This window comes from Chitinimonas violaceus, from assembly GCF_052601015.1.
Window position 1 is genome coordinate 12710 of the sequence record NZ_JBQXDJ010000047.1, and the last position, 22393, is coordinate 35102.

General features: G+C 51.7%; 26 protein-coding genes. 22 read left to right on the plus strand and 4 right to left on the minus strand.

From position 1 onward, the window contains the following. The first annotated feature begins 100 nt into the window (after nt 1-100). The 6 genes from sctR (at nt 101) to ACUHMQ_RS14875 (ending at nt 6611) form a co-directional block, all read left to right on the plus strand. Nucleotides 101-748 carry a type III secretion system export apparatus subunit SctR gene (gene sctR / locus ACUHMQ_RS14850; protein WP_445296244.1) on the plus strand — a complete coding sequence of 216 codons (648 nt, stop codon included), beginning with the start codon at nt 101-103 and terminating at the stop codon, nt 746-748. A gap of 3 nt (nt 749-751) precedes the next feature. Beyond that, the gene (sctS, locus tag ACUHMQ_RS14855) at nt 752-1027 is read left to right on the plus strand and encodes a type III secretion system export apparatus subunit SctS (RefSeq protein ID WP_445296245.1); all 276 of its coding nucleotides are present in this window, start codon (nt 752-754) and stop codon (nt 1025-1027) included. A 1-nt stretch (nt 1028) separates the two neighbouring features. Further along, a complete protein-coding gene (gene sctT, locus ACUHMQ_RS14860) occupies nt 1029-1808 on the plus strand; it encodes a type III secretion system export apparatus subunit SctT (RefSeq protein ID WP_445296246.1) in 780 nt (259 codons plus the stop codon). Next, a complete protein-coding gene (locus tag ACUHMQ_RS14865) occupies nt 1805-2860 on the plus strand; it encodes an EscU/YscU/HrcU family type III secretion system export apparatus switch protein (protein WP_445296247.1) in 1056 nt (351 codons plus the stop codon). The genes sctT and ACUHMQ_RS14865 overlap by 4 nt, the downstream gene beginning before the upstream one ends. After that, nucleotides 2844-3629 carry a lytic transglycosylase domain-containing protein gene (locus tag ACUHMQ_RS14870; protein WP_445296248.1) on the plus strand — a complete coding sequence of 262 codons (786 nt, stop codon included), beginning with the start codon at nt 2844-2846 and terminating at the stop codon, nt 3627-3629. Before ACUHMQ_RS14865 ends, ACUHMQ_RS14870 begins: the two co-directional genes overlap by 17 nt. A gap of 207 nt (nt 3630-3836) precedes the next feature. After that, entirely contained in the window at nt 3837-6611 is a 2775-nt protein-coding gene (locus ACUHMQ_RS14875; protein ID WP_445296249.1) for a two component system sensor kinase, read from the plus strand. 160 nt (nt 6612-6771) lie between these two features. On the opposite strand, the gene ACUHMQ_RS14880 is transcribed toward ACUHMQ_RS14875, so the two are convergent. Continuing rightward, complete coding sequence (locus ACUHMQ_RS14880; protein WP_445296250.1) at nt 6772-7419, minus strand: two component system response regulator; 648 nt, start codon at nt 7417-7419, stop codon at nt 6772-6774. A gap of 94 nt (nt 7420-7513) precedes the next feature. Between ACUHMQ_RS14880 and ACUHMQ_RS14885 the strand changes: the two genes are divergently transcribed. The 12 genes from ACUHMQ_RS14885 (at nt 7514) to ACUHMQ_RS14940 (ending at nt 15756) form a co-directional block, all read left to right on the plus strand. Next, entirely contained in the window at nt 7514-7915 is a 402-nt protein-coding gene (locus tag ACUHMQ_RS14885; protein ID WP_445296251.1) for a hypothetical protein, read from the plus strand. After that, a complete protein-coding gene (locus ACUHMQ_RS14890; protein WP_445296252.1) occupies nt 7912-9531 on the plus strand; it encodes an EscC/YscC/HrcC family type III secretion system outer membrane ring protein in 1620 nt (539 codons plus the stop codon). Before ACUHMQ_RS14885 ends, ACUHMQ_RS14890 begins: the two co-directional genes overlap by 4 nt. A gap of 22 nt (nt 9532-9553) precedes the next feature. Beyond that, the gene (gene sctD, locus ACUHMQ_RS14895; RefSeq protein WP_445296253.1) at nt 9554-10738 is read left to right on the plus strand and encodes a type III secretion system inner membrane ring subunit SctD; all 1185 of its coding nucleotides are present in this window, start codon (nt 9554-9556) and stop codon (nt 10736-10738) included. Between the two features lie 100 nt (nt 10739-10838). Then, on the plus strand, nt 10839-11081 hold the full coding sequence (locus ACUHMQ_RS14900) for an EscE/YscE/SsaE family type III secretion system needle protein co-chaperone (RefSeq protein ID WP_445296254.1): 243 nt from the start codon (nt 10839-10841) through the stop codon (nt 11079-11081). A 138-nt stretch (nt 11082-11219) separates the two neighbouring features. Beyond that, nucleotides 11220-11936 carry a helix-turn-helix transcriptional regulator gene (locus ACUHMQ_RS14905; protein WP_445296255.1) on the plus strand — a complete coding sequence of 239 codons (717 nt, stop codon included), beginning with the start codon at nt 11220-11222 and terminating at the stop codon, nt 11934-11936. Between the two features lie 10 nt (nt 11937-11946). After that, on the plus strand, nt 11947-12162 hold the full coding sequence (gene sctF / locus ACUHMQ_RS14910) for a type III secretion system needle filament subunit SctF (RefSeq protein ID WP_445296256.1): 216 nt from the start codon (nt 11947-11949) through the stop codon (nt 12160-12162). A gap of 65 nt (nt 12163-12227) precedes the next feature. Further along, nucleotides 12228-12521 carry a DUF1039 domain-containing protein gene (locus ACUHMQ_RS14915; protein ID WP_445296257.1) on the plus strand — a complete coding sequence of 98 codons (294 nt, stop codon included), beginning with the start codon at nt 12228-12230 and terminating at the stop codon, nt 12519-12521. A gap of 15 nt (nt 12522-12536) precedes the next feature. After that, nucleotides 12537-12785 carry a type III secretion system inner rod subunit SctI gene (gene sctI / locus ACUHMQ_RS14920; RefSeq protein ID WP_445296258.1) on the plus strand — a complete coding sequence of 83 codons (249 nt, stop codon included), beginning with the start codon at nt 12537-12539 and terminating at the stop codon, nt 12783-12785. Next, entirely contained in the window at nt 12782-13498 is a 717-nt protein-coding gene (gene sctJ / locus ACUHMQ_RS14925) for a type III secretion system inner membrane ring lipoprotein SctJ (RefSeq protein ID WP_445296259.1), read from the plus strand. The genes sctI and sctJ overlap by 4 nt, the downstream gene beginning before the upstream one ends. Further along, complete coding sequence (locus ACUHMQ_RS14930; RefSeq protein WP_445296260.1) at nt 13495-14064, plus strand: type III secretion system domain-containing protein; 570 nt, start codon at nt 13495-13497, stop codon at nt 14062-14064. The genes sctJ and ACUHMQ_RS14930 overlap by 4 nt, the downstream gene beginning before the upstream one ends. Continuing rightward, nucleotides 14055-14723: a hypothetical protein gene (locus ACUHMQ_RS14935; protein ID WP_445296261.1), complete on the plus strand. Its 669-nt coding sequence runs from the start codon at nt 14055-14057 to the stop codon at nt 14721-14723. Before ACUHMQ_RS14930 ends, ACUHMQ_RS14935 begins: the two co-directional genes overlap by 10 nt. Continuing rightward, on the plus strand, nt 14716-15756 hold the full coding sequence (locus ACUHMQ_RS14940) for a TyeA family type III secretion system gatekeeper subunit (RefSeq protein WP_445296262.1): 1041 nt from the start codon (nt 14716-14718) through the stop codon (nt 15754-15756). Before ACUHMQ_RS14935 ends, ACUHMQ_RS14940 begins: the two co-directional genes overlap by 8 nt. 250 nt (nt 15757-16006) lie before the next feature. Here ACUHMQ_RS14940 and ACUHMQ_RS14945 read toward each other — a convergent pair whose 3' ends face one another. Then, on the minus strand, nt 16007-16252 hold the full coding sequence (locus tag ACUHMQ_RS14945; RefSeq protein ID WP_445296263.1) for a hypothetical protein: 246 nt from the start codon (nt 16250-16252) through the stop codon (nt 16007-16009). 1026 nt (nt 16253-17278) lie between these two features. Between ACUHMQ_RS14945 and ACUHMQ_RS14950 the strand changes: the two genes are divergently transcribed. The 3 genes from ACUHMQ_RS14950 to ACUHMQ_RS14960 are packed head-to-tail and all read left to right on the plus strand — an operon-like array spanning nt 17279 to nt 18595. Beyond that, the gene (locus ACUHMQ_RS14950; RefSeq protein WP_445296264.1) at nt 17279-17671 is read left to right on the plus strand and encodes a putative holin; all 393 of its coding nucleotides are present in this window, start codon (nt 17279-17281) and stop codon (nt 17669-17671) included. Then, nucleotides 17668-17988 carry a phage holin family protein gene (locus ACUHMQ_RS14955; protein WP_445296265.1) on the plus strand — a complete coding sequence of 107 codons (321 nt, stop codon included), beginning with the start codon at nt 17668-17670 and terminating at the stop codon, nt 17986-17988. The genes ACUHMQ_RS14950 and ACUHMQ_RS14955 overlap by 4 nt, the downstream gene beginning before the upstream one ends. Further along, entirely contained in the window at nt 17981-18595 is a 615-nt protein-coding gene (locus ACUHMQ_RS14960; RefSeq protein WP_445296266.1) for an N-acetylmuramidase family protein, read from the plus strand. The genes ACUHMQ_RS14955 and ACUHMQ_RS14960 overlap by 8 nt, the downstream gene beginning before the upstream one ends. 1108 nt (nt 18596-19703) lie before the next feature. Here ACUHMQ_RS14960 and ACUHMQ_RS14965 read toward each other — a convergent pair. Beyond that, entirely contained in the window at nt 19704-19898 is a 195-nt protein-coding gene (locus ACUHMQ_RS14965) for a hypothetical protein (protein ID WP_445296267.1), read from the minus strand. A 1251-nt stretch (nt 19899-21149) separates the two neighbouring features. Here ACUHMQ_RS14965 and ACUHMQ_RS14970 point away from each other — a divergent pair. Continuing rightward, a complete protein-coding gene (locus tag ACUHMQ_RS14970) occupies nt 21150-21281 on the plus strand; it encodes a lysozyme inhibitor LprI family protein (protein WP_445296269.1) in 132 nt (43 codons plus the stop codon). Nucleotides 21282-21799: 518 nt separating this feature from the next. Here the strand turns inward: ACUHMQ_RS14970 and ACUHMQ_RS14975 are convergent. Further along, entirely contained in the window at nt 21800-22012 is a 213-nt protein-coding gene (locus ACUHMQ_RS14975; protein ID WP_445296268.1) for a hypothetical protein, read from the minus strand. Nucleotides 22013-22393 lie beyond the last annotated feature (381 nt).

Here is a 22393-nt window from a genome sequence, read left to right on the forward strand (position 1 = left end):
CCCGCTCTCAGAGCGGCACTGAAGGATTCAGGTGTTGGCCGGATAGGGTAAGCAGCCAGCTTTACAGACAATGGCGCCATCTCAAGTGGAGGAGTGCGCCATGGAACTGGGCGACCAATCCGTACAACTCATCACCATGCTGGCGGTGCTTTCATTACTACCTTTACTGATAGTGATGGGTACGTCCTTTCTAAAGCTGGCAGTTGTATTCTCGCTCCTGCGCAATGCCCTGGGTGTACAGCAGATTCCACCGAATATCGCGCTTTACGGTCTGGCACTCATCCTGACCTTCTTCATCATGGCGCCGGTTGGAATGGCAGTGCAGGACCGGATGGCCGCTTCGCCCGCAGAACCCAAAGCCACTCTCTTATCTCGCGTCAACAGCGACACACTGAACCCTTATCGCGACTTCCTGAAGAAACATACCGCGCCCACGCAGCTGCACTTCTTCCGTGATGTGGCGCGCAAGAACTGGCCCGCAGCTTACCGTGACCGTATCAGTGAAGATTCCCTGTTGTTGCTGATGCCTGCATTTGCCGTCAGCCAGCTGATTGAAGCCTTCAAGATTGGGCTGTTGCTCTTCCTTCCTTTCATTGCCATCGACCTGATCATCTCCAATGTGCTGCTGGCCATGGGCATGATGATGGTATCGCCGATGACGATCTCCCTGCCCTTCAAGCTGTTGGTGTTTGTGCTGATCGGTGGTTGGGACAAGCTGCTGAGCCAGCTACTTCTTTCCTATCAGTGAGGTATGGCCGTGGGAGAAGCGCTAATCATCCATTTGGCCAGTGAGCTGCTGTGGCTGGTACTCATACTGTCGTTGCCAGTTGTCGTCGTGGCATCCGTGGTGGGCGTACTGGTCAGCTTTGTGCAGGCGCTGACTCAGGTGCAGGACCAGACTGTGTCCTTCCTGCTCAAGCTGGTCGCTGCCTGTATTACCTTGGCAGCAACTTACCATTGGATGGGGGAGGTATTGCTGCGCTACACCGCACGTAGTTTTGAACTGATCTCGCGCATGAGCAGCTGATATGGAAGAGCTGACACGCTGGTTGCCTTTGCTGGGTGTCGCCATTATGCGGCCTTTGGGCGTGATGCTGCTGTTACCCCTGTTCAACCCGGCTACGCTTGGCGGGTCATTGATTCGCAATACCTTGGCATTAATGGCCACGCTACCGGTATTGCCTTTGTTATTACCGATGACAGTACCCGATCCGGTTAATGCAAGCGGTACCTACATCATGCTGTTAACCAGCGAACTGGTGGTGGGCCTGTTGCTGGGCTTCTCTGCCGCGATCCCCTTCTGGGCGGTAGATATGGCCGGTTTTGTGCTCGATACCCTTCGCGGTGCTTCGATGGCCGGGGTGTTCAACCCCTTGGCAGGGGGCCAGTCCTCCCCTCTCGGCGCGTTCTTCTCTCAGCTTCTCACCGTACTCTTCCTGGTCTTAGGCGGTTTTCGTGCCCTGCTGGATGCTCTCTTCCATTCCTATACCCTTTTGCCGCCGGGCGAGAGCTGGCAATGGTCGACGCAGTTCATCCCTTTCCTGGCACGGGAGTGGCAGACGCTTTATACACTGGCACTCGGTTTCGCCATGCCCGCCTTGGTCATGATGGTATTGGTCGATCTTGCCCTGGGTCTGCTCAACCGGTCAGTACAGCAGCTCAACGTATTTTCCCTGTCCATGCCGATCAAGAGCGTGATTGTTCTGTTGATGCTCATCATCAGCCTGCCCTTTGGCTTTAGCGATGTCATTCACCGCTTCGTCAATTTCGATGGCGGCCTGGTACAGATGCTGGAGCCGAAGCGGTGAGCGAGAAAACCGAACAGCCCACATCTAAACGGTTACGCGATGCCCGGGAACGGGGTCAGGTCGTCAAGAGCCAAGAAATCAACGCGATGGTGCAACTCGGGTTGATTCTGCTTTGGGTTATTGCGGAAGGTTCGACATTGCAGGCTGCTATAGCCGGCTGCATGGACACAGCTATTCAAGTCAGCATCCTGCCGCTGGGAGATGCGCTTGCCCAACTGACCGGACAGATCGCAGCAGTGTTCATCCGTTTTGTGTTCGGCCTGGCCGCCTTGTTGGTGGTATCGCTTACGCTGACAGGTTTCTTGCAGGTGGGCTTTCTGATTGCCCCCGAAGCCCTGAAACCTACAGCAGAACGGATCAATCCACTCAGCAACCTCAAACAGATGGTGTCGCTGCACAGCCTGTTTGAACTTGCCAAGATGCTGCTGAAGGTAACAGTGCTCGGCTTGACCTTCGCCTATCTGCTCGACCGCTATGCCTCCTCGTTCAGTCATTTACCGCAAGCAGGACTGACCGCCGGGTTTGCCGTCTGCGTACAGATGGCACAGTGGATGTGGATAGCACTGCTGATCACCACTGCGGTTTTCTCCGTCGCTGACTATGGCATGCAGTACTACCAACTAAGACGCCAACTGATGATGTCGCACCAGGAAATCAAACAGGAATACAAAGATTCGGAAGGCAACCCCGAGATCAAAAACCGGCGGCGCGAGCTGCACCGTGAAGTACAAAGTGGCAGCCTTGCCGGCAAAGTGGCAAGCTCTTCCGTCGTGGTGCGTAACCCGACCCATATCGCCGTATGCCTGAGTTACGTGCCGGATGAGACCCCATTGCCTGTGGTGTTGGAGTATGGTCGTGACGCGCGTGCGCAGCAAATCGTGACGCTTGCTGAGCAATATGACATTCCGGTAGTGGAAAACGTCCCACTTGCCCGCGCGCTGATCAACAGCACCATGCCTGGTGACTATGTGCCTGAACCACTATTTGAAGCGGTTGCCCAGGTGTTGCGGTTGGTCCAGGAGCAGATGGAGGCTGATGATGCTGCGCCTTGAAGCCCGAAAAGCATGGCCAGTCGTCAACCGTGTCATACAACTCGGATGCCTGTTAAGCATAACGGCCACAGCCAACGCAACCCAGATGCTGGAATGGTATTCCGTCCCCGCTAATCCGGTGGAACCACCCCCAGCTATCCGCCCTCAGGCAACCCCGCGCCCAAGTAAAACCCCAACGGTGACCACGCCCGTTCCTGTGGATAAGCCGAAAAAACCTGAAGCACTCAGCCCTTCGGCGCAGCAGTATGCTCCCATGATCGCCGATGTGGCTGCGCAATATGCAGTCGACCCGCTATTGGTACACGCAGTCGTACGTGCAGAATCGGCTTATCGGCCTAGTGCCGTATCCAATAAAGGCGCGATTGGGCTGATGCAGGTGATCCCGGCTACCGGCCGCCGGTTCGGCAAGACCGAGTTGAATAATCCGCGCGACAATCTGGAAGCAGGAGCTGCCTATCTGAAGTGGCTGATCGAACGCTTCGATGGCAGGCTCGATCTTGCACTAGCAGGTTACAACGCAGGCGAAGGGGCGGTTGCCCGCTACGCGGATCAGATACCTCCATATGCGGAAACTCGCCAATATGTCAGCAAGGTACTGTCCTATTATGCAAGCGCCAAAGGTACAGCAGCCAACCCACACACTATGCCGATGTGGACGGCCGCGCCGCCCTCGCTTGCCAAACGTCCTGCGCCTACCCCCAGTCAGGGAGTACATGACATGTCGCGATTACTGCAATTGTTTATTGGGGGATCAACCCCTGCGCAATAATGCAAAAGTGTTAGAACTTGTTCAAAGTCTCGCGATTTCGACGCTGCATTCCTAACGCGCAGCAGACTTTGAACAGGTTCAAAGGAATGGATGCCACTAAACCACATGACTTGCTTGCGATTCATTTCATATGAACATCAAAGGTAACACCAAGGTGGTTCAGTCCCTAGTCGGACACCAAGATGCATCCCAGCCCTGGAGTCTTGCATGAAGTATCCACCGTGGAAAACCTCTCTGCCATTTCGCCTGAGCATGGTGCTGAGCGTGACGATGGTTTTGTTCTGGATCATCACGACCACCATCAGCTTTTATCTGGATTTCAAGCAGGCGCGGGCAACGCTGGTTGAGTTGATGGATATCCAGATCAAGAATCGGGCGCAACAGGAAGCCGACAAACTGGCGTCCGTCGCACGTGACGTACACACCCTACTGCAGTCCTGGCAAAACACCCCACGAAATGGCAGTAAAGAACACTATCAATATCTGGCATCCGAATTCATTCCCTACCATACCAAGCAGCTACCCACACCACTGGAAAGCAAGGCCCAGGCATTTGTCGAAGCTTTTGGCGCGAGCGGTATAGGGCACATCATCGATACTTTTGTACTACTGGATTCCGGTGTTGCACTACATCAATCGAACGAAGACGAGGCCGTCCGGAAACACTATTTCGACCAGTTGGTCCGATTGCGCCAGACTGCACCCTATAAAGGACTGATGTGGGGAAAGCCTTATGCCACCGGCAAAGATGGCTGGCGCGTATCGGTGGGCCGGCTGGATACCGGTACTGGCGCCATAGTGGGCATGACCGTACAGCTTTCCAAAACATTTGGCAGCGATGCCGACAAGATACGCGGTACCGATGTGGCATGGCTCGATGCACAAAATCACCCACTGCTGCCCCAAGCTACAGCTGCCAGCCAAATATTCAGTGAGCTCATTGGTTTGCCAGACTGCACCAACCTGTCTGTATGGCATATCAAAGGAATACATACTCAATGTACGCAGATTGAAGCGACAGGTTGGCGCTTCGTTCAGTTCTATCCTTCATCACGTCTCACCGACGAAGCGCTGGCAAGCATGCAAAAGCGGCTGCCTATTGCCGTGCTCACACTGATCTTGCTTGTAGGGTTGCTTTACTACGTACTGAAACGCAGTCTGGGCGGGACCCTTAATACCTTTGTAAAGACCATCGATGCAGAGGGGCCTGTCAATCAATATGCTCGCCTGCCGGAATACCGGCTCGATGAACTGGGCCAGATCGCACGGGCTTACAACCATCTGCTTGATGCCATCAAGGCACAATACGCCGAGCTGGAAGCCAAGGTAGCGGAACGCACCAGTGCGCTCAACCAAGCCAAAAAGCTGGCTGAACGCGCTAATGCCAACAAAAGCGAGCAGATCACCAGTATTAGCCACGAGATCCGTACACCGCTCAATGGGATAGTCGGCGCGCTGATGTTGCTGCAGAAGACCGACTGCGACAGCAACCAGCACGATCTGGTGGACTCCGCCATCAACTGTTCTGGCCACCTGTTGGAAATTATCAATAACCTGCTGGACTTTTCGCGGATTGAGTCCGGGCAGATGGTGGTTACGCCCGTACCGGTCGGGCTATTCGAACTGATCGATCAGGTGATGCTCACCATACAGGCGCCGGCAATCAACAAGCGTTTGAATCTGAGTGTGGACATCGCCGCTGCGTTTCCCCGCACACTGCATACCGACGGTTTACGGCTACGGCAGATACTGATCAATCTACTAGGCAATGCCGTCAAGTTCACCAGCGTGGGCGAAGTGCGGTTGTCTGGCTGGTGCCAGGACGATCATGTCTACTTCAGCGTACGCGATACCGGTCCCGGCATCCCTCGCGACAAACAAAAACAGGTATTCGCGCCATTCCAGCAAGTCGTTGTCCATACCGCAGGCAGTGGGTTAGGTCTTCCCATTGCCCGCAGCCTGGCAAAATTGCTGGGAGGCGACCTGCGTCTGTGTCAGGACGATCAATTCACTGGAGCCTGTTTCATACTCACACTGCCACTGCATGATGCGGTGATCGAAGTGCCGATTTCAGGTGGTGTGGTCGTCGCGCCAACACGGCTGCACCATCAATTAGCCCAGTGGGGCTATAGCCCGGAAACCGGGTACAACGAACAGCTCGAAGCACCCGAGCTTGCCTATCTGCCTGCAAGGCTGCGGCAGAAACTTAATGCATCGGGAGAAACCGAACGCGTCTCCGCCGGCGTGGAACTCGCCCCATCGCCTTGGTCACTCAAGGTGCTGGTGGTGGATGATGTCGATACCAATCGGGACATCATCGGCCGGATGGTGCGTCAGCAAGGCCATCTGACCATTGAAGCCGCCGGCGGTATGGCCGCCTTGGAACTGGGCCGGCGACAGATCTTCGACCTCGTGCTGATGGATATGCGCATGCCCGGCTTGAGTGGTGTGGAAACCGTTGCGCGTTGGCGGGATGAATCAAACGGTGTGCTCGACCCTGATTGCCCCATCATCGCACTGACTGCCAATGCCCAACCTGGGGAGCGGGAGCGCCTGCTGGCGCTAGGGCTGAATGAATACCTGACCAAACCGATTGTCCCGGCCGTACTTGCGCAAGCCATCGAATTTGCCGCCGACATGCAACTGGAACGCAGTATTGAACTTGCCATCAACGCAGGCATGCAGGTTCCCATACTTGGCAAAGACAAGCACTTGATGGTGCGGCTCGGTCATGATCTGGCCGAGCGTCAACAAGCACTGGGGCGAGCCATTGCGAATGGCGACCGTGAACAGGCGCTGGAACTTTTGCACAGCTTAAAGGGTTTGGCCGGGCAAGCGGGGCTTGATCTGGTTTGCGAAGCTGCCGAGCAATGGGAAATTCAACTACGTGAAGGCGATGCGTTGCGGGAAGCCGACTGGGTCGCATTCGGCCAATTGATAGAAAGCGTGGAGTCCACTTTAGGAGCCCATCCACTACGGTAGTGGAAGATATTTTGTTTTGAACAAATTCTCGAAACCTGTTCAAAGTCTCGCGAGCTAAAGCAAGACAAGGCGAAAACAACTGAGGAGGCGGAGTTTACACATCATTCCGAGCCTGTTTTAACGCCGTATTGCTGACGCACAGCAGGCTTTGAACTGGTTCTCAGAACTCGATCAATCCCAACCTGCGCGCCCAGCTGCTCAATTCAGCCGCATTATGTGCACCAAGCTTGCGCATCAGATTAAGCCGATGGGTTTCCACGGTTTTGAGGCTTATTGACAGCAGTTCCGCCACATCACGGTTACGCTTGCCTTCAGCCACCAGTTTGAGCACCTGTCGCTCACGCAAGGTGAGTGCAGCCTCTCCCGCAGGGGCTTCGGGCGCGACAATCGAATCGAGCTTGAGCGCAGGGTCGATAAAGGTTTTTCCAAGTGCAGCATATTGCAATGCCGCCAGCAGCACTTGCTGAGGACTTTGCTTAAGCACATAGGCCAGTGCACCGGCCTCTATGGCAGCACGGCCCCGATGTTCTTCATTGGAGGCAGTAACGACAATGATACGTAATGCTTCCCAGCGCCTGGTCAGTTGGTGAATGACGTCCACCCCGTCCATGCCGGGCAAAGACAGGTCCAGCAGAATCAAGTCTGGCGCAAGACGTTGGCACGCCTCGTAGACTTGCAGACCATCGGTGACCTCTCCCACTACCTCATATCGCCCTTGCGCAGCCAGCAAATTGCGAAGGCCATCGATGAGTAGGGAGTGATCCTCAACAATCAACACACGTAATTTGGCAAAGGATGTCAGGCTCATATCAGGTCATTTCGTGACGCAATCATTTACCGTTATAGCAATTCAGGTCAAGACCGGATGCTCTGCTTTTGGCTCCATAGGCAGTATCTAGGCCATGAAACGCGAACTCGACCCCAATAGATCGTTTGCCTGGTTAGCCCGACGCCTTGCCATCCCGGTGCCTGAGCAGCGTAGTGCGCCACTGCTTGGCCAACTAGGTGGTCGGCAACTGCGCGCCCGGGCGTTCCCAACCGGGCTCACCATCGCATTGGCGCTCGACAGGCCTGTGCGGCAAGCATCAGCTGCCTGCCTGATGCTCGCAGCCACGCCTGAAGCGTGTGATGACTCACTTTACGTCAACGACGATCAGCTCTGGCTACTGCGTCGTTACCCCGTCGTATTGCTTGATGTCGAACTGGACCTGCTGCTGAAACAACAGCAGGCGCTGGCTGCCCTGCTGGCAGAAGATACCACACCAGACATTGCTCCCTTGCCGCGTAACGGGAGTTTCGCATGAAGTCCTTGGAATCAGTTCACTCACTGGCAGGACCAGCACTCGACCAGCGGTCCACCCATCTCACTGCAAATTCCAGTTCCGGCGTTGCGCCAACTCCCGCACAAACACGCCAGAACAAAGTACTGGACAGATTCCACCGCATTTGCCTTACCGTCACCCTATGCAGTCTGTTTTCCACAACTGCATTAGCTCAACCTATACCCTGGCGTGGCGAGCCTTTTTTTGTTTCCAGCCGTGGCAGCAAACTTGCCAATGTCTTGCGAGACCTTGGCGCCAACTACAACCTGCCGGTGGTAGTCAGTCCCAAGATCGACGAAGACTATGCCGGCACACTGGTCGATAAACCAGCCGGCCAGGCTTTGGCTGAGCTGGCCCGCCTTTACCAGTTATTGCCTTATTTCGATGGCAACACGCTGTACATCTACAAAGCCCAGGAAATCAGCAGAGCGTTGATTACGCCTAACTACCTGGAAACAGACAAACTGATCAAACTGGTCACGCAAAGCGGCTTGCTCGATGGCCAAGCCTGCCAGATAAGTGCCGTTGGCAATGCCAGCACCGTGCAGGTAGCTGGCGTACCAGTATGCCTTTTGCGGATTCAGGAGCTGACAAAGCAACTCGATGAACAGAATCTCAATCAGGAGCAAAACAAGGAATCGGTTGATGTTTATGCCCTGAAATATGCCAACGCCGGCGATACCAATTACAACTATCGTAGCCAAAGTGTTGTTGTGCCGGGCGTTGTGTCGGTATTGCGCGAAATGGCGCAAGGCCGGGCCCTCCCCTTGGCTGATAATAAAGGTCCCGCACCTACCGATACCAGCAGTTTGCCAACTTTTGCCGCTGACTCCCGGCAAAATGCAGTGTTGATCCGCGATCGTAAAAAGAACATGGGTCTTTATGCCGACCTAATTGCCAAACTCGACCAACGGCCGACTTTGGTGGAAATTTCGGTTGCCATCATCGATGTGGATGCTTCTGATATCAACCAGCTCGGTATCGACTGGTCAGCATCGGCAAAAATCGGTGGTGGCAGCGTCAGTTTCAATGCCAACAGCGGATTGGGATCAGACAGCTTCTCCTCTGTAGTGTCGAATGCAGGTGGCTTCATGGCTCGCCTCAACGCACTGACCGAGAAATCCAAAGCCAAGATCGTCTCACGCCCATCCGTCGTCACACTCGACAATGTACAGGCTGTGCTTGACCGCAACATCACCTTTTACACCAAGCTCAGCAGCGAAAAAACCGTCAAGCTGGAATCGGTGACTGCCGGGGCACTGATGCGGGTTACACCGCGCATCATCCGGGAGTCTTCCGGTGAAAAGGTATTGCTGACACTCAATATTCAGGACGGTCGCCAAGGCAAGCCTTTCAGCCAAGCCGAGTCGTTACCCCAAATCCAGAACGCCGAGATCGCAACCCAAGCAACGTTGAACCTTGGTCAGGCCCTGCTGCTGGGTGGTTTCGTACAAAACGAAGACAGCGAAACCGAGCGCAAGATTCCGCTGCTTGGGGATATCCCCCTGCTTGGCAGTCTTTTCCGCAGCAAGGCACAGAGTACCCGGAGCATCGTCCGCCTGTTCCTGATCAAGGCCGAACCCCGCTTACTGGACTGAGCACACTGAGGGAAATGACATCATGAATGCCCGCTACAAGCTCAAACTGCTTACCGGCCCCCTTGCCGGTCGCGAGCTGCGCTTGCCATCCGGCCAGTTTACCCTGGGGTCCGGAGACAGCGATCTTTCCCTGCCGCTTGATGGCGATATCCAAGCCAGCCTGCAAATCGAAGACGAACAGATCGTACTCGACAGCAATACACCATGCTGGGTCGACGGTACATCATTTGCACCAGGCATCTTGCCGCTGGGCAAGGTTATCGACCTCGCCGGGTTTTGCTTCATCCTCGGTACAACCGACACAAAGCTGGGTACTCCCCGCGTACCGTCACGGCACCGTCCCGCTCCTGTGGGGCTCTATGCTGTTGCTATTGGCATCGCGGCGCTGGCTTTTGGTGGTATCGCGCTGATGCCCCAGCCCCTACCTTCTGCTCCCACGCCACGGGAATGGTTACCCACGGCGCTGAAAGCCACGCCAGACCTGAAAGTACGCTGGTCCAATCCGAATGAACTGGTATTGAGTGGCCGATGCGCCAACAACAGCGAGCTGACTGGCCTAGTCACACGTTTACATGCAGCCGGCATCAGACTGGTTCGCGAAGTCATTTGCGACAACGAGTTACAGCAAAGCGTACAAGCCGTCATAACCGGCTACGGTTATCGCAATATCGACGTCAGAATCAATCCCAAAGGCGAAGCCCTGATTGACGGCCCGATTCGCAACGATACCAACTTCCCTGCGCTAACTGAGGCACTGAACCAGCTACCTGGCCTGCATGGCTGGCAGCTCAGTAACCAAGGAAGCGAAGAGTTCAGCGAATTGCTACAGCACCTGAAGCAAAGCGATTTATTCGATGGGTTGAGTGCGCAGCGAGATGAACGCGGTTTACTGCTTTCCGGCCAGCTCGACGCTTCGCAGCAAAACGCCATCGAGCAACTGCTGAAAACACTCAATGCTCTACCGGGCAGGCGTTACTCCTTACGCTACGTCAATGCCGCCAGTGTGATCAAACCGGGTGACTACTTACCTGCAGCAATAAGGGCATTGGGCGGTAACGAACAATCACCCTATCTGGAATTAACCAACGGTGTGCGATTGCAACCCGGAAGTCAGGTACTACAGGGTATGCGCATTGTGGCACTGAGCACAGCCGGTGTTTCCCTGGCTAACGATCAGCAGTTGGTCTTCCTCCCTTTCAATACGTAATACCGATTCAAAACTATCAGATAACAGCACCCATAAGGGTCGCGTAATCAGGCAGGAATCCATAAGTTCTCAGTATCTCAGCAATGGGAGCAAGTACAACATGCAAACTCTGACTCGACTGGAAGACCAGCTATTGGACGATCCACGCGGACATCATCGCGCCGCTTTGCTTGATCAATTGGCAGCTGCCGCTGCCGAGCTGGCACAACATCAACGGCAACCTCATACCCATGAGGATTACCTACGGCTGGAGCAACGCCGTCAGGCATGTGTGGCTGCCATGCAGATCATCACGCAAATCTGGCACCGTCACCACGCTATTGTACCAGCCCGTTCGCGTTGATCATTCACGCGCCGACCCACGAGCAATCCATCGAATCACCCCTTGTATCAAGTCAATTCAGGTGATGACCTGATGGGGCAAATGTCCTTGGAAAGCGATGATGTAACCACGCTATCAAAGTGGTCAGTGGAAAGTAAGATGAATACCTTGCATATCATTCTTGGCTTCCAGGTCAGCCAGATTCGCATTGCCGACGCAGTACATCCCGTTAATGGGCCCAGTGTCATGTTACTGACGACAGAGGCGCCTGTAGAGGCAACGACACCCGGCGTGGCGGTACATTCGTTCTCCCCGGCGCAAGTCTTGCCAGTCTATCGCGATATGCAACATCTGCTGGGCCCCGCCCTATCGCATTGCGCCCTGTCATCTGTGCACGAGATACCAGCTGGGATACGTCTGCTCAATGCAGCCGAACAGCTGGCCACGGCTGATATTAACGCCATGTTGCATTTTGTCCTCAGCTATTGCCTTGCAGTCGACGCGGAATACTCTGCTGCACTGCTTCACAAGTTGGTTCGAGGTGATAGCGACCTGTTCGACTTTATGAACCGCAACCGTCTCCAACCCTGGTCTGTTGCCCGCTACGCCGAGGAACTTGGGCTTTCCCTGCGTAAGTTCAACCAGCTTTTCTATGAAAAGTACGGCGTATCACCCAAACACTGGTTGTTGGAACAACGGCTGAATCACGCACGTGAACTGCTTGTTTCCACAACCAGCAAGATCATCGATATCGCGCTTGAATCCGGTTTCTGCAGCCACGCGCATTTTTCGGACAGCTTCCGCAAACATTTTCAGATGTCGCCCAGCGAAATCCGGCGTGATTCGGGCTTCATTCCCGCCCCTACGCTGCCTTGAAAGGAACGTCATGAATATCGAAAACATTGTCGCGCAGATGGGCAGTCAAGTTGGCCGTGCTGCGAGTGATGCAGAAATCGCCATGAAAGGTGATGTCGTAAACAGCCCCGAGACCATGCTCAAGACTCAGTACTTCTTGCAGCAATACTCGGTTGCCGTTGGCTATTCGAGCGCAGTGATGAAGTCACTGAAAGACATGATGATGGGGATCATTTCCAAGATCTGACCCAGCTTGCTATTGGCTAAGCCTGCCTGAGCAGGCAGCCAACTGATTGCCCTATGGATGCAAACATGATGGATACCTCGATCCCCGAACTGCCGGAAATACGCCGATTGGTTGTCGAAGCCGGTTTTGCTGCTGTTCATCTCGGCTTGAGACACGAGTTGCGCACCATCCTTACTGCTTTACCCGGCTGGATTGAAGACCCCGTCGTATTGGCCAGCTGCCAGGCAACCATGTTGTTCGGGCTGAATCAGCCAGCAGATGCGCTGGCCCAGCTGGATGGCCTACCCGACGATGTCTGTGCGGAACTACGTGCATTGTTGCATACGCAACTTGCAGCTCAACCCGGTCGTGCCGCCTAAAACAAGGAGCAAATCATGAACCTCGATCCTATCCATCAAGCTGCGCTGCCCACAATCAATCCCACTGAAGCTGTACAAGCGCCGGATGAGACCATGCAGGCTAAATTCGCTGCTTTGATGCAACCAGGCGTAGCGGCTACAGACCCCGTCGAACTGCTCAAAGCACAAAGCCAGCTGGGGAACATAGCTGTCGGTACTGACCTCACAGCCAAAGCAGTCGGTGCTTTGACGCAAGCCATAAACAAATTGGTGAACATGTCATGAAAACGCCAGCATGGAAATTATTCCTGCTTGCGCTGCCCTTGTTGTTGGCTGGTTGTAATGTCGACCTTTACAGCAAACTGGATGAAGGCGAGGCCAATCAGATGATGGCTTTGCTGATCTACCACAAGATTCCAGCGGACAAGCAAATAGCCAAGGATGGCGTCACACTGCGCGTTGATGAATCGCGCTTTGTCGATGCTGTAGAGGTCTTACGGCAGAATGGATTGCCTCGTCGCAAGACGGTAGGGATACAGGACCTCTTCCCCAGTGGACAGTTGGTCTCCTCACCTGAGCAGGAAGCCGCCAAGTTGCTCTACCTGAAGAGCCAGCAGTTGGAAAAGATGCTTAACAGCATGGAGGGAGTGGTCCGAGCCGAGGTGTCTGTCGCCGAACCGCCGCGCTCACGTGATGATCAGAACGCGCCAACCGCTTCTGCGGCTGTGTTCATCAAATACAGTCCCGAAGTCAATCTGCCCGCTCGTACCGCAGAAATCCGCAATCTGATCCGCGACGGCATACCCAATCTTTCACCCGAACGTATCAGTGTCACCCTGCAACGCGCTGAATTCCGCTATCAAACGCCACCGAGCGCCACGGCCAAAGAAGAACAGTCTATTAGACTGCCCTGGCTTGCAGCTGCAGGTGCAGGACTTCTGTTGGCGTTAGGGCTGATGATCTATGCGGTGCGTGCGCGTAAACCGAGAACGGCATGATTAACCCGGCCTTGCAAAGTCTGTATGCACTTTGGTGGCAACCCTGCGGTGTGATGCACCCAGGGTGGTGGACTCATCTGAATCTGGACAGTTGGCGAAGCCCATATCAAAACCAGCCGGCAATTGGTTCAACGTTGAATAAGCTCATCGGCTTGCGTTTGGGCCACGATGAACACTGCCCAGTACCTAAGCTGACTTCAACAGCACAGGTTCTGCTGGAAGATGTCGGCCGTTTCAAAATGCTGGGCATGGCATTGGGCTTATGGGCCTTGCAATGCCCTGAATACCTGTTCTTACGAACCTATCGGCAAGCGCTGAAAGATACTTTGGACGATGCCGCGATAGCACAGTTACAAGCGCTGTTTCCGGTCGATGCCCGTATGTCATCAAGCCTGCCGCCCGAAGCATTACCCGCCGCAGCAGCCGCGCTTGGTACCGCCTGGATTTCACATGCAGACGATCATGCCGTCGCAGCTGCCCGACTGTTGTTGCCGCCACCGGATATGCAACTGGCCCCCGCCGCGCCGGTAATGCCAGTTCTTAGCAAATTGTTGAAATGGCTATGAATCCTCTGCAACTTACCTTACATAAGATCCCAGGCCCACGCCCATTGGGCCCGATCATTCATGCAAATGCCTTGGCGCCTCAGTTAGCGGGTGCCGAAGTGCTTGCGGCTGCTCATGCAGAAGCAGACAGGTTGAAACAAGCCGCACAGGCCGTGCTTGCCCAAGCGCATGCGGAAGCAACCCGAATTCGTGAGATTGCCTATTCCCTGGCTGCGGAAGAATCTGCAGCAATGGTACAGCAGGCTTGCGACAAGGCTGTGGCCGATACTGTAGAGTGGATTTGCCATGAGCAGGTATTGGAGCAACGCATTGCTCGGCAATTGGCTTCACGCTGGCGTAGTTTGATGGCCAAGGTGCTTGGCGAGCTTCTCGGCAAAGCAGATCAAACCGAACTGCTGCTACGCCGGGTAGAACACAAAGTACAGGAACTACTGCCTGATGGCCGTGTCAGCCTACATGTGGCCCCTTCTGCCTTAGTCAGCACCAGTACTGCATTTACAGACATCCCAATGGTGACGGTGTCACCCGATGAGATGCTTTCTCCAGGCCAAGCACGGCTGGACAACGGACTGGTGCGTATTCACCTAGACTTGCCGGCCCAGCAGCAATTCCTCCTGGAGCAGCTGGCGGGGAATACAAAGCAGGTAGCACATGCTTAGGATTGATCAACTCACTGCCAGTACCGCGCCTAAGAGCATGGAGGAAGTGGCGCCACGTCTTGTTCAGCCGACCTCAACACACGGTGAGTCGGTCGTAGAACTTGCTCAGTCCGAGTTACTCGCTTTCCAGAACGATGCAATCTCCGAAACCCAAGAGGATTTGAGTTTCGCCTTGGGTGGGAAATTGCGCGATGCTCGGCGAAACAACAGCAATGCCGATGGTGTGCGTGGTCGCGTAGTCGCTGAAAAGCTGGTGGCCGAACTGGCTGCAGTCGGGCCTGTAGCATTAGATGATGTGCTGGACAACCTTGGGGACTGGGCGGACCGCCCCAATCCCCTACTTGCCTTGCAACAACGCTCTACCGATCCCGCGCAATACGCCCTGCACCTTGCAGCCGGCTTGGCTTATGGCAAGCCTTCTGCCCAATTGCGCAAACGGATGAGGGCGGCGCTTGCCGAACTGGCCAGCGACGATACACTCGTACTGTCCTTATTCGGTGCGCTGGAGTTTGGCGTTACTACGCCAGCGTTACGCCAAGATCTACAGCGTCTCTATCATCGGACTTCCGCGTCTCATAAGAAGCTTTCGCAATGGCTGGCACTGCTGGGCGAGAGGGAAAACCGCGACGGCAAACTACGCGCCATGATTCGGGTATTGGCTTTTGATCTTTCTGTCAGCGGACAACCCATTGTTGGTAGCCATCTTGCATCTGTGATTGCCGACTTGCACCAGTTGTTACGGATACTAGGATTACAGGCACATTGCGACCAATCTGCCCAAGCACTGGACATACCCGCATTCAACGGTGAAAGCTTTCTGACTATCGTGGTCGATCTGGTCGAGCAAGTGTGGGTTGGTCCTGATACGGTGGCTGAAATCGTTGAAACAATCAGCAAAGACCAGCATTACCGCTTTGCAAGCATATTGGCTCGCTTAATACAGTTGCTACCAGACGATTGCTTTACAGATGCTGAACATCGCCTGCAACTTGAAACCGCCATCGCCAGCTTCCGAGACAGCGCTGCTGAATAATCTTATTTTTCTTGTCATCAGAAACAGAAAACTGGGTAGCCACGAAAATAGCGGTAGTCGCGCCCGAAAAAGAAATTGCATTCAGTAAATCCTGAACTATATTTCGTGTCCGATCAGTATTCGCCAACCTAGTTAAAGCACACGTATCTGTGTGCTTTCTTTTTGTCCATTGCTTACCGGCCATTCTGAACAGAAATGAAAAAGGGGCAGTCATGCTGCCCCGTATTCTTATTCAATACACCCTTACAGATTAACAGGGCTCAAATGATCTTCTGATACGTGTAATGACTTTTCCTATCGCCACCACTTCAAGCTGACTCGTGGAAATAGGTGTTAGCGATTCACCCGTGAGCAATTCATAACGATCGCGACCCGGTAAGGTACTCATACACCCACTCAATGACTTACCACCCGTAATCGTGGTGATCTTGACTACGTCGTAGCAATTGCCATCTTCGTCCTTGGCATCGAACCGCACCATTATTTGATCTCGCATGGGTATTTCCTCCTATCTATTTTTGCTTTCATTTCTGGATAGCAATAACAGTGGTACCGGTCATATAGCGATGACAGTCGCCAAGCAAACAGAGATCCAGACCTAGCTTTGTACCTAAGCTACTCCGCTATTACCGTCAACACCCGGAAATAGTTCGCTCTAAAACATGTAAATAAGAGCACTTTCGTTAGATGACCTTTAGATTAACCATCCATGAAATATTTAATTGTAATATTCGAAAAAAATGTCGAATTTTGTTGAAAACATGGGGAAAACACGGCAAAGATAACTAGTACCTAATTGTAAAGACGTTGGGACCTACAGCAAAAAAAAACGGGGCAGAAAACTGGCCCGCTAAATTGAAAAATGGGAACTGAAGAGACTGGAATCTGAAGCGTTCTACCTCACTTAGATTCTTGAGAAAGCCTACTGTCTTTTGAGCTGTTCATTTAGCTTAAATAGCAAGAACTCAGCATTCATATTGCCTCTAGCGCAAGGACGATCAAGCGGGCAAAGTTCAAGTAGGTTACTGAAGATTGACGTTTGCGTTCCACCCGACACTCGCTTGATATCCATACTGTTAAGTTCTTGCATAGTTGCCTCGTACTCGCGTTTGCATTTAGCCTGTAGTTAGCTACTGGCTCCGATAACCATAAAAATTAGTGTTTTCTTATTTTCAATAGTTCAACGCCACTTGTGCTGTTTTCATCGGCTTCGCCCTATCCATTACAGCAAGTTCTGAACGCAGCGTAGCCACTGACCGCAGCTGTACCGGCAAATCCGTATTTGGCCAAATTCCCCAGCGCAACCTCTCACTACCTCAACCCCGTCGTTAGCACTCTAACTACAGTGAAAGCCAGTACCAGTGCGGAACCGGCTGTATAGTTGACCGTCCAAAGAATTCGCTACTTCACACAATAGCCACTGCTTCGTCTGATCAGATAGGTAAAGAGGACACCCAATTGAATTGCCCAATACGGTGCCTTCCTCTGTGCTTGCCCTTACCTCACTATGGAACTGTTCAATATGGCCGAACCCGTTACCGCCACTACCGGGACAACTGCCGATGCCAATCTGATGGCTGCTACATTGATCGGACTGTTCCCTGACAGCAATACCGGCATTGTGATAGGTGCCTTTGCCGGTGCCGTGGTTTTTGTACTCAGCGCCAAAGATATAACCAACCTATGCAAGATTGGCTACTTTGCCGTGGCCTTGCTTGCTGGCATAGCCGGGGCATCAACTGGCACAAGCCTGCTCGTATGGTTGCTTCCGTCACATATCACCGTTACGCCCAGTGTAGGCGCACTGATCACCGCTGCTGTCTCTGTAAAGTTGTTGCTATGGCTGATCAGCGAGTCAGGCAACCCATTGGAGCTTCTTAATAAACTGCGCAATCCAAAAAAGGGCGAAGAATGACTTACTTTGTTTGGGTCTATGCCCTGCTATGTGGCGTTATCGCAATACGGCTACTGGGTTTTCGCCGTACCAAAGAGCAGTATTCCCCCCGAGTCGCATGGCTTGTCTATGTGTTGGTCGTCGCCACCGGCTCAGTCCCCTTACGTGTGCTACATGGCGAGCCTGTATCAATCGATATCAGCAGCTTTGCCACTGCCTGTGTGCTTGCACTGGCTGTCTGCGCAACCCGCGGTAATCTCGCCGACTTGTTCGGCTCCGGCAAATCTCACCAACAACACCCGATTACCCGATTTTTAAGGAAGCATGATGATGCCTGAAGCATTAACCACAAAAACGCGGAACCTCTCCCAAGCAGATATACAGCGCGCAGCGGCCATGTTGGGGGTACCGGTTGCCATAGTACAAGCCATTAACGAGGTGGAAAGCCAAGGGACAGGGTTTCTGCTTGATGGACAACCCAAAATCCTTTACGAGCGCCATGTCATGTATCGCTTACTTAAGCAAGTAGGCAAAGATGCTGATGCTTTGGCGCAGCAATACCCACAATTGGTCAACCCGATGCCGGGTGGTTACCTTGGTGGCGAGCGTGAGCATGAACGCTTGGCACAAGCCAAGACAATCGACAAAGATTGCGCTATCGGCGCATGCAGTTGGGGCAGGTTCCAAATCATGGGCTATCACTGGCGAAGATTGGGTTATCCCTCCGCTACCGAGTTCGCCAATCTGATGGCTGAAAACGAATTCAACCAGTTGGATGCATTTGTTGCCTATCTTCTGGCAGACCCTAAAGCAATGGCAGCTTTACAGGCAAAGAATTGGGCTATGTTTGCCCGTCTGTACAACGGCCCGGCCTACCAAAAAAACCATTACGACGATAAGCTAGCCCGAGCTTATGCCAAGTTCTCTGTCATAAATCCAGCATAATCATGCGGGTCTGGGCGCTACGCGCCTGGCCACTTTTATTACTAGAACCAAATCAACCGCGCTATTCGTAACTTTACTGCCATAAGTGCTGCCTGTTGCTTACCTTTTGATGATTTGGCCATCATCCACTCAAAACGCGGATTAGCCATATCACCGAATACCATATCTACGGCAGTTATTTCTTGCATAGGATATTAATTGAACTGATACAGATAGCCATACATGAATTATACGAATGATGTACCCGCACTAATGGTTGCTTTGATTCAGGAACAAAAACCAAGCAAAGCATTACTAATTCGCCCCTGCCTAACCTGCTTTATGTTGCAATAAAGTACCGCTTACTGTTCGGACTGAAGGGAGTGAATTAATTTCCATTCCCACAACGATTTCCACCTTCTTTGCGAGTTCGCCTTTTCAACCCTTTGCCTGCTTGATAGCGAAGCTACTTTCAAGGAATGAAAATTCACCCCGCCAAATATCTGACCGAGTTCCCCATTTTCAATAAATTGCATAGTCATTTCTTGTGTAAAGTTGAACTAACCAACCCAAGTTTAGTTGACTTACATGTGAAGCGTAGTATTAGTGATACGCGACCCTAAACGATTCCACACCCAACGTATTAAATCTTTTCCTTGCATTTATGCGGCTTCGTCTGAGCAGAGTTAAGCAACATACTCTAAAATAGAAATAAAAGCAGGCAATGAAACGCTTATTCCATCGCCTGCGTATTTATAAGTAAGTTACTTAAAGTGATAAGCTAAATTATTGATGCTCAACTTCAAAAGTTGCTATTCCGACACTCTCATTCGACCGGCAAATCACTGTCGTTGACTCTTTCTGATCAGCCGACTGGGTTGCGTAGGTAGTACTACCATATGGTGGCTCACTATAGGTAACCGAAACTCCACCTACTACTTGCTCGATTTCCATGGTGCTAAGCATATGAATAACCACTCCTCAAATAAAGTTAATTGAACCCCAAAAGGGTAACATTTAGATAATTCGGCACTGAACTTCACAAGCGAAACAAGAAAATCAAGCTATAGACGATCAACAAATATCCAGGTTAAAAAATAAAAAGCACTAACCTTCTATCTTTTGGTCTTCAAACCCGAGAAATGGTTTGAGTGTTCTGTTGATTACGCTTAGCCATTAATAGGGCCCGTAATGTTTCTAAAGCCTTTAAAATTTCTGACTCAGCCATTGCCTTCCCATCTATGGCCGCACTAGATCCCATTAAATCTTCAGAACCCATACCGCCAGCTACATAATCTATTTCCACAGTGTTGAGCACTTGCATAATCGCCTCTCACTTGAGATTAAATGAAGTCAGCCGATAGGTCGACTGGCTACCGGATGAAACACAATATTAGCAAAGCCTGACTTATATTGGTTCCACAACTTCATCAATTTGCAATTCCACCCAATCCAAATTACTTGCTATAACATGTATCAATTTCTCAGCATAACCGTCTAAAATAATTACTTTGATATTAATTATGATAGAAATAAAGATCCAACAATCTAAAAGAGCGGCAGCATTTCTTCATTGATTTATTTTGGCAATTTCTCTAAGTATGTCTTTTTAGCAAAGCAAGAGAGCCAGGAGGAAAGTACAAATCTAATACCTGCCATTTTATACTCAACGTCCCAACTTATATCGTATATGGACCCGTTTTCGTCGCAGGGATAAAGTGCATTAGCATGTAGCCCGAATAACCCATTTGGCATGAGCGCGCACAATAGAATTGCTGGGAGTTAGATGGCAGACAGCTGAAAGCCTATTTACGACCTGCCACAAGCAGCCGAAAGCAGGGTGCAATACAGAAATCGGAATGTACTTTTGTATGCACAGTAAAGTCGTAAGCGGTTTCCAAGATTGAGGCAGGAAACGGCGCCTGCCTCACAGCACCGACTTAATTCAATGTATTGAGTGGTGCTTAATACTCACCAATAAAATCATTCAAGTCACGATTTATTCCCATAGCTTGAACATGTATGGCTTCCTAGTCCTAAAAGGTGGGAGGGTCAGCGAGTTCGGCTCTTCCGATATAATTGCAAATGACTCTACCGCACCGCCAGATATCTGCTCAAGCTCAACGTTATCCAATCCTTGCATTGCTTCTCTCTCCATTAAACAGGGCCAATAGGGCTCTACTGACGGAGAGAAAGTGTAGGTACAGTGATTAGTAGACTCAATGGGCCTATTGTCCCGATTAGGGTTGATATACTCTGTCTTAGAGTAGAGCAATATCAACATCACCGGCAAAGATACTGGGCCGCAAGGGGCATGATAGGAATTTCCCTTACCCCATATAAATCTGTCATTTACAACGCTGTAATGTCCGCTTCAAATCTAACTTTCAGCTGTAGCCGAGTACCATCACTTGCCCCTACCTGTTGCTATTGCTTTAGCATCGTCCTTAGTCACTCAGGCAAAGGAATGCCCGGAAAGTGATGCAACAAACTACTGTTCCATGTATCGCCTGGATATCAAGTATCAGCGAATCAACAATCAACTCAACAAAATGTATGAGCTGGTCTTAAAAAGATACCTCATCCCAAAGAGGATGGTCTTGACTTCCCTACCTTCAAGGCAGAATTTATCGATACACAACGACAGTGGATACGTTTTCGTGATAGCGAGTGTGAAGCTTGGTATGTAATCAATGAGTCTGAATGACAGCGTAAACATGCTCAGGTCGAGTGTCTATTGCAAAGAACGCAAGACCGTATCCGACAGTTGAAAGAGTGGCAGGAAAACATACCCACAAGATGAAAACTCAAAACATATGGCTGTAGTAACAGCGTAATGGTAAACAAAGAGAGCCAATAGCATTAATGATCAAAATTTTTAGCTAGATACTTGCACTGCAAAAAAGCTGATCTATATTTCCAGTCCCTAACTGTAATACCAACTATTTCAGCGCACCTTAGAGTGCGCTGTCTTTTTCTAATTGCTTGAATAAGCGAGTACACTGCCCACGGTGATTCGTAAAGTCCTGGAGTAGTGAAATAATGGAGCTGCAGTGTATAACCCAACATTACAAAAAAAGCCGACGATAACGTCGGCGCTTGAAAGATACGATGAACACATACATCGAAACCCTATTAATCCAAATGCTTCATATGGCTTAGTTTACGAGTTATCGACTCAAGATTTATGTGCCTCTAAGGTATAAGTCTAAAACTAACTGCTTTTTAAATTGCTGCAGGGACAGTAGCAACATTGTTTTGACATGGTTGCCGCAAGACGCCTTGCATGACTTCTTGCAATGCTTGCAGCTTCTGCTCAGGGGTTAAATCTGACCGCTGACCTATTCCCTTTAGTGTTTCCGTTACATGGCTCTGCATCGCTTCGCGATTGGTTCCACCTGCTACTTGATCAATTTCCAGTGTGTTAAGTACTTGCATGATTGCCTCGCGCATGAGGTTGAAGGGGGCCAATCCGGGACGCGACTGGCCTTTGGTGAAGCACTATATTAGTAAACGCAAATGTTCAGTGGTTCCCAACCTGCTGCAAAACTTGTCTACACAACCTTCTCACACAATCATCTTTACCAGGGACTACTCACACATAGCACCAACATAGTCTTTAAGGGGCACTCAAGATGATGAGCCTAGGAAGCTACTGTGCTTCGCGCCAAGAAGTTTGCAACCTCATATACCGTAAATGCCCGGAGGCCAGCATCTATCGCCGTCGCTGGACAGTGTCCAAGCTGATTGACTCCTTATTATCGGAGTTCAGTCATGCTTGCAGTCCCCCAGCGCGCTTTTGTTGCCAACCAGCCCGTC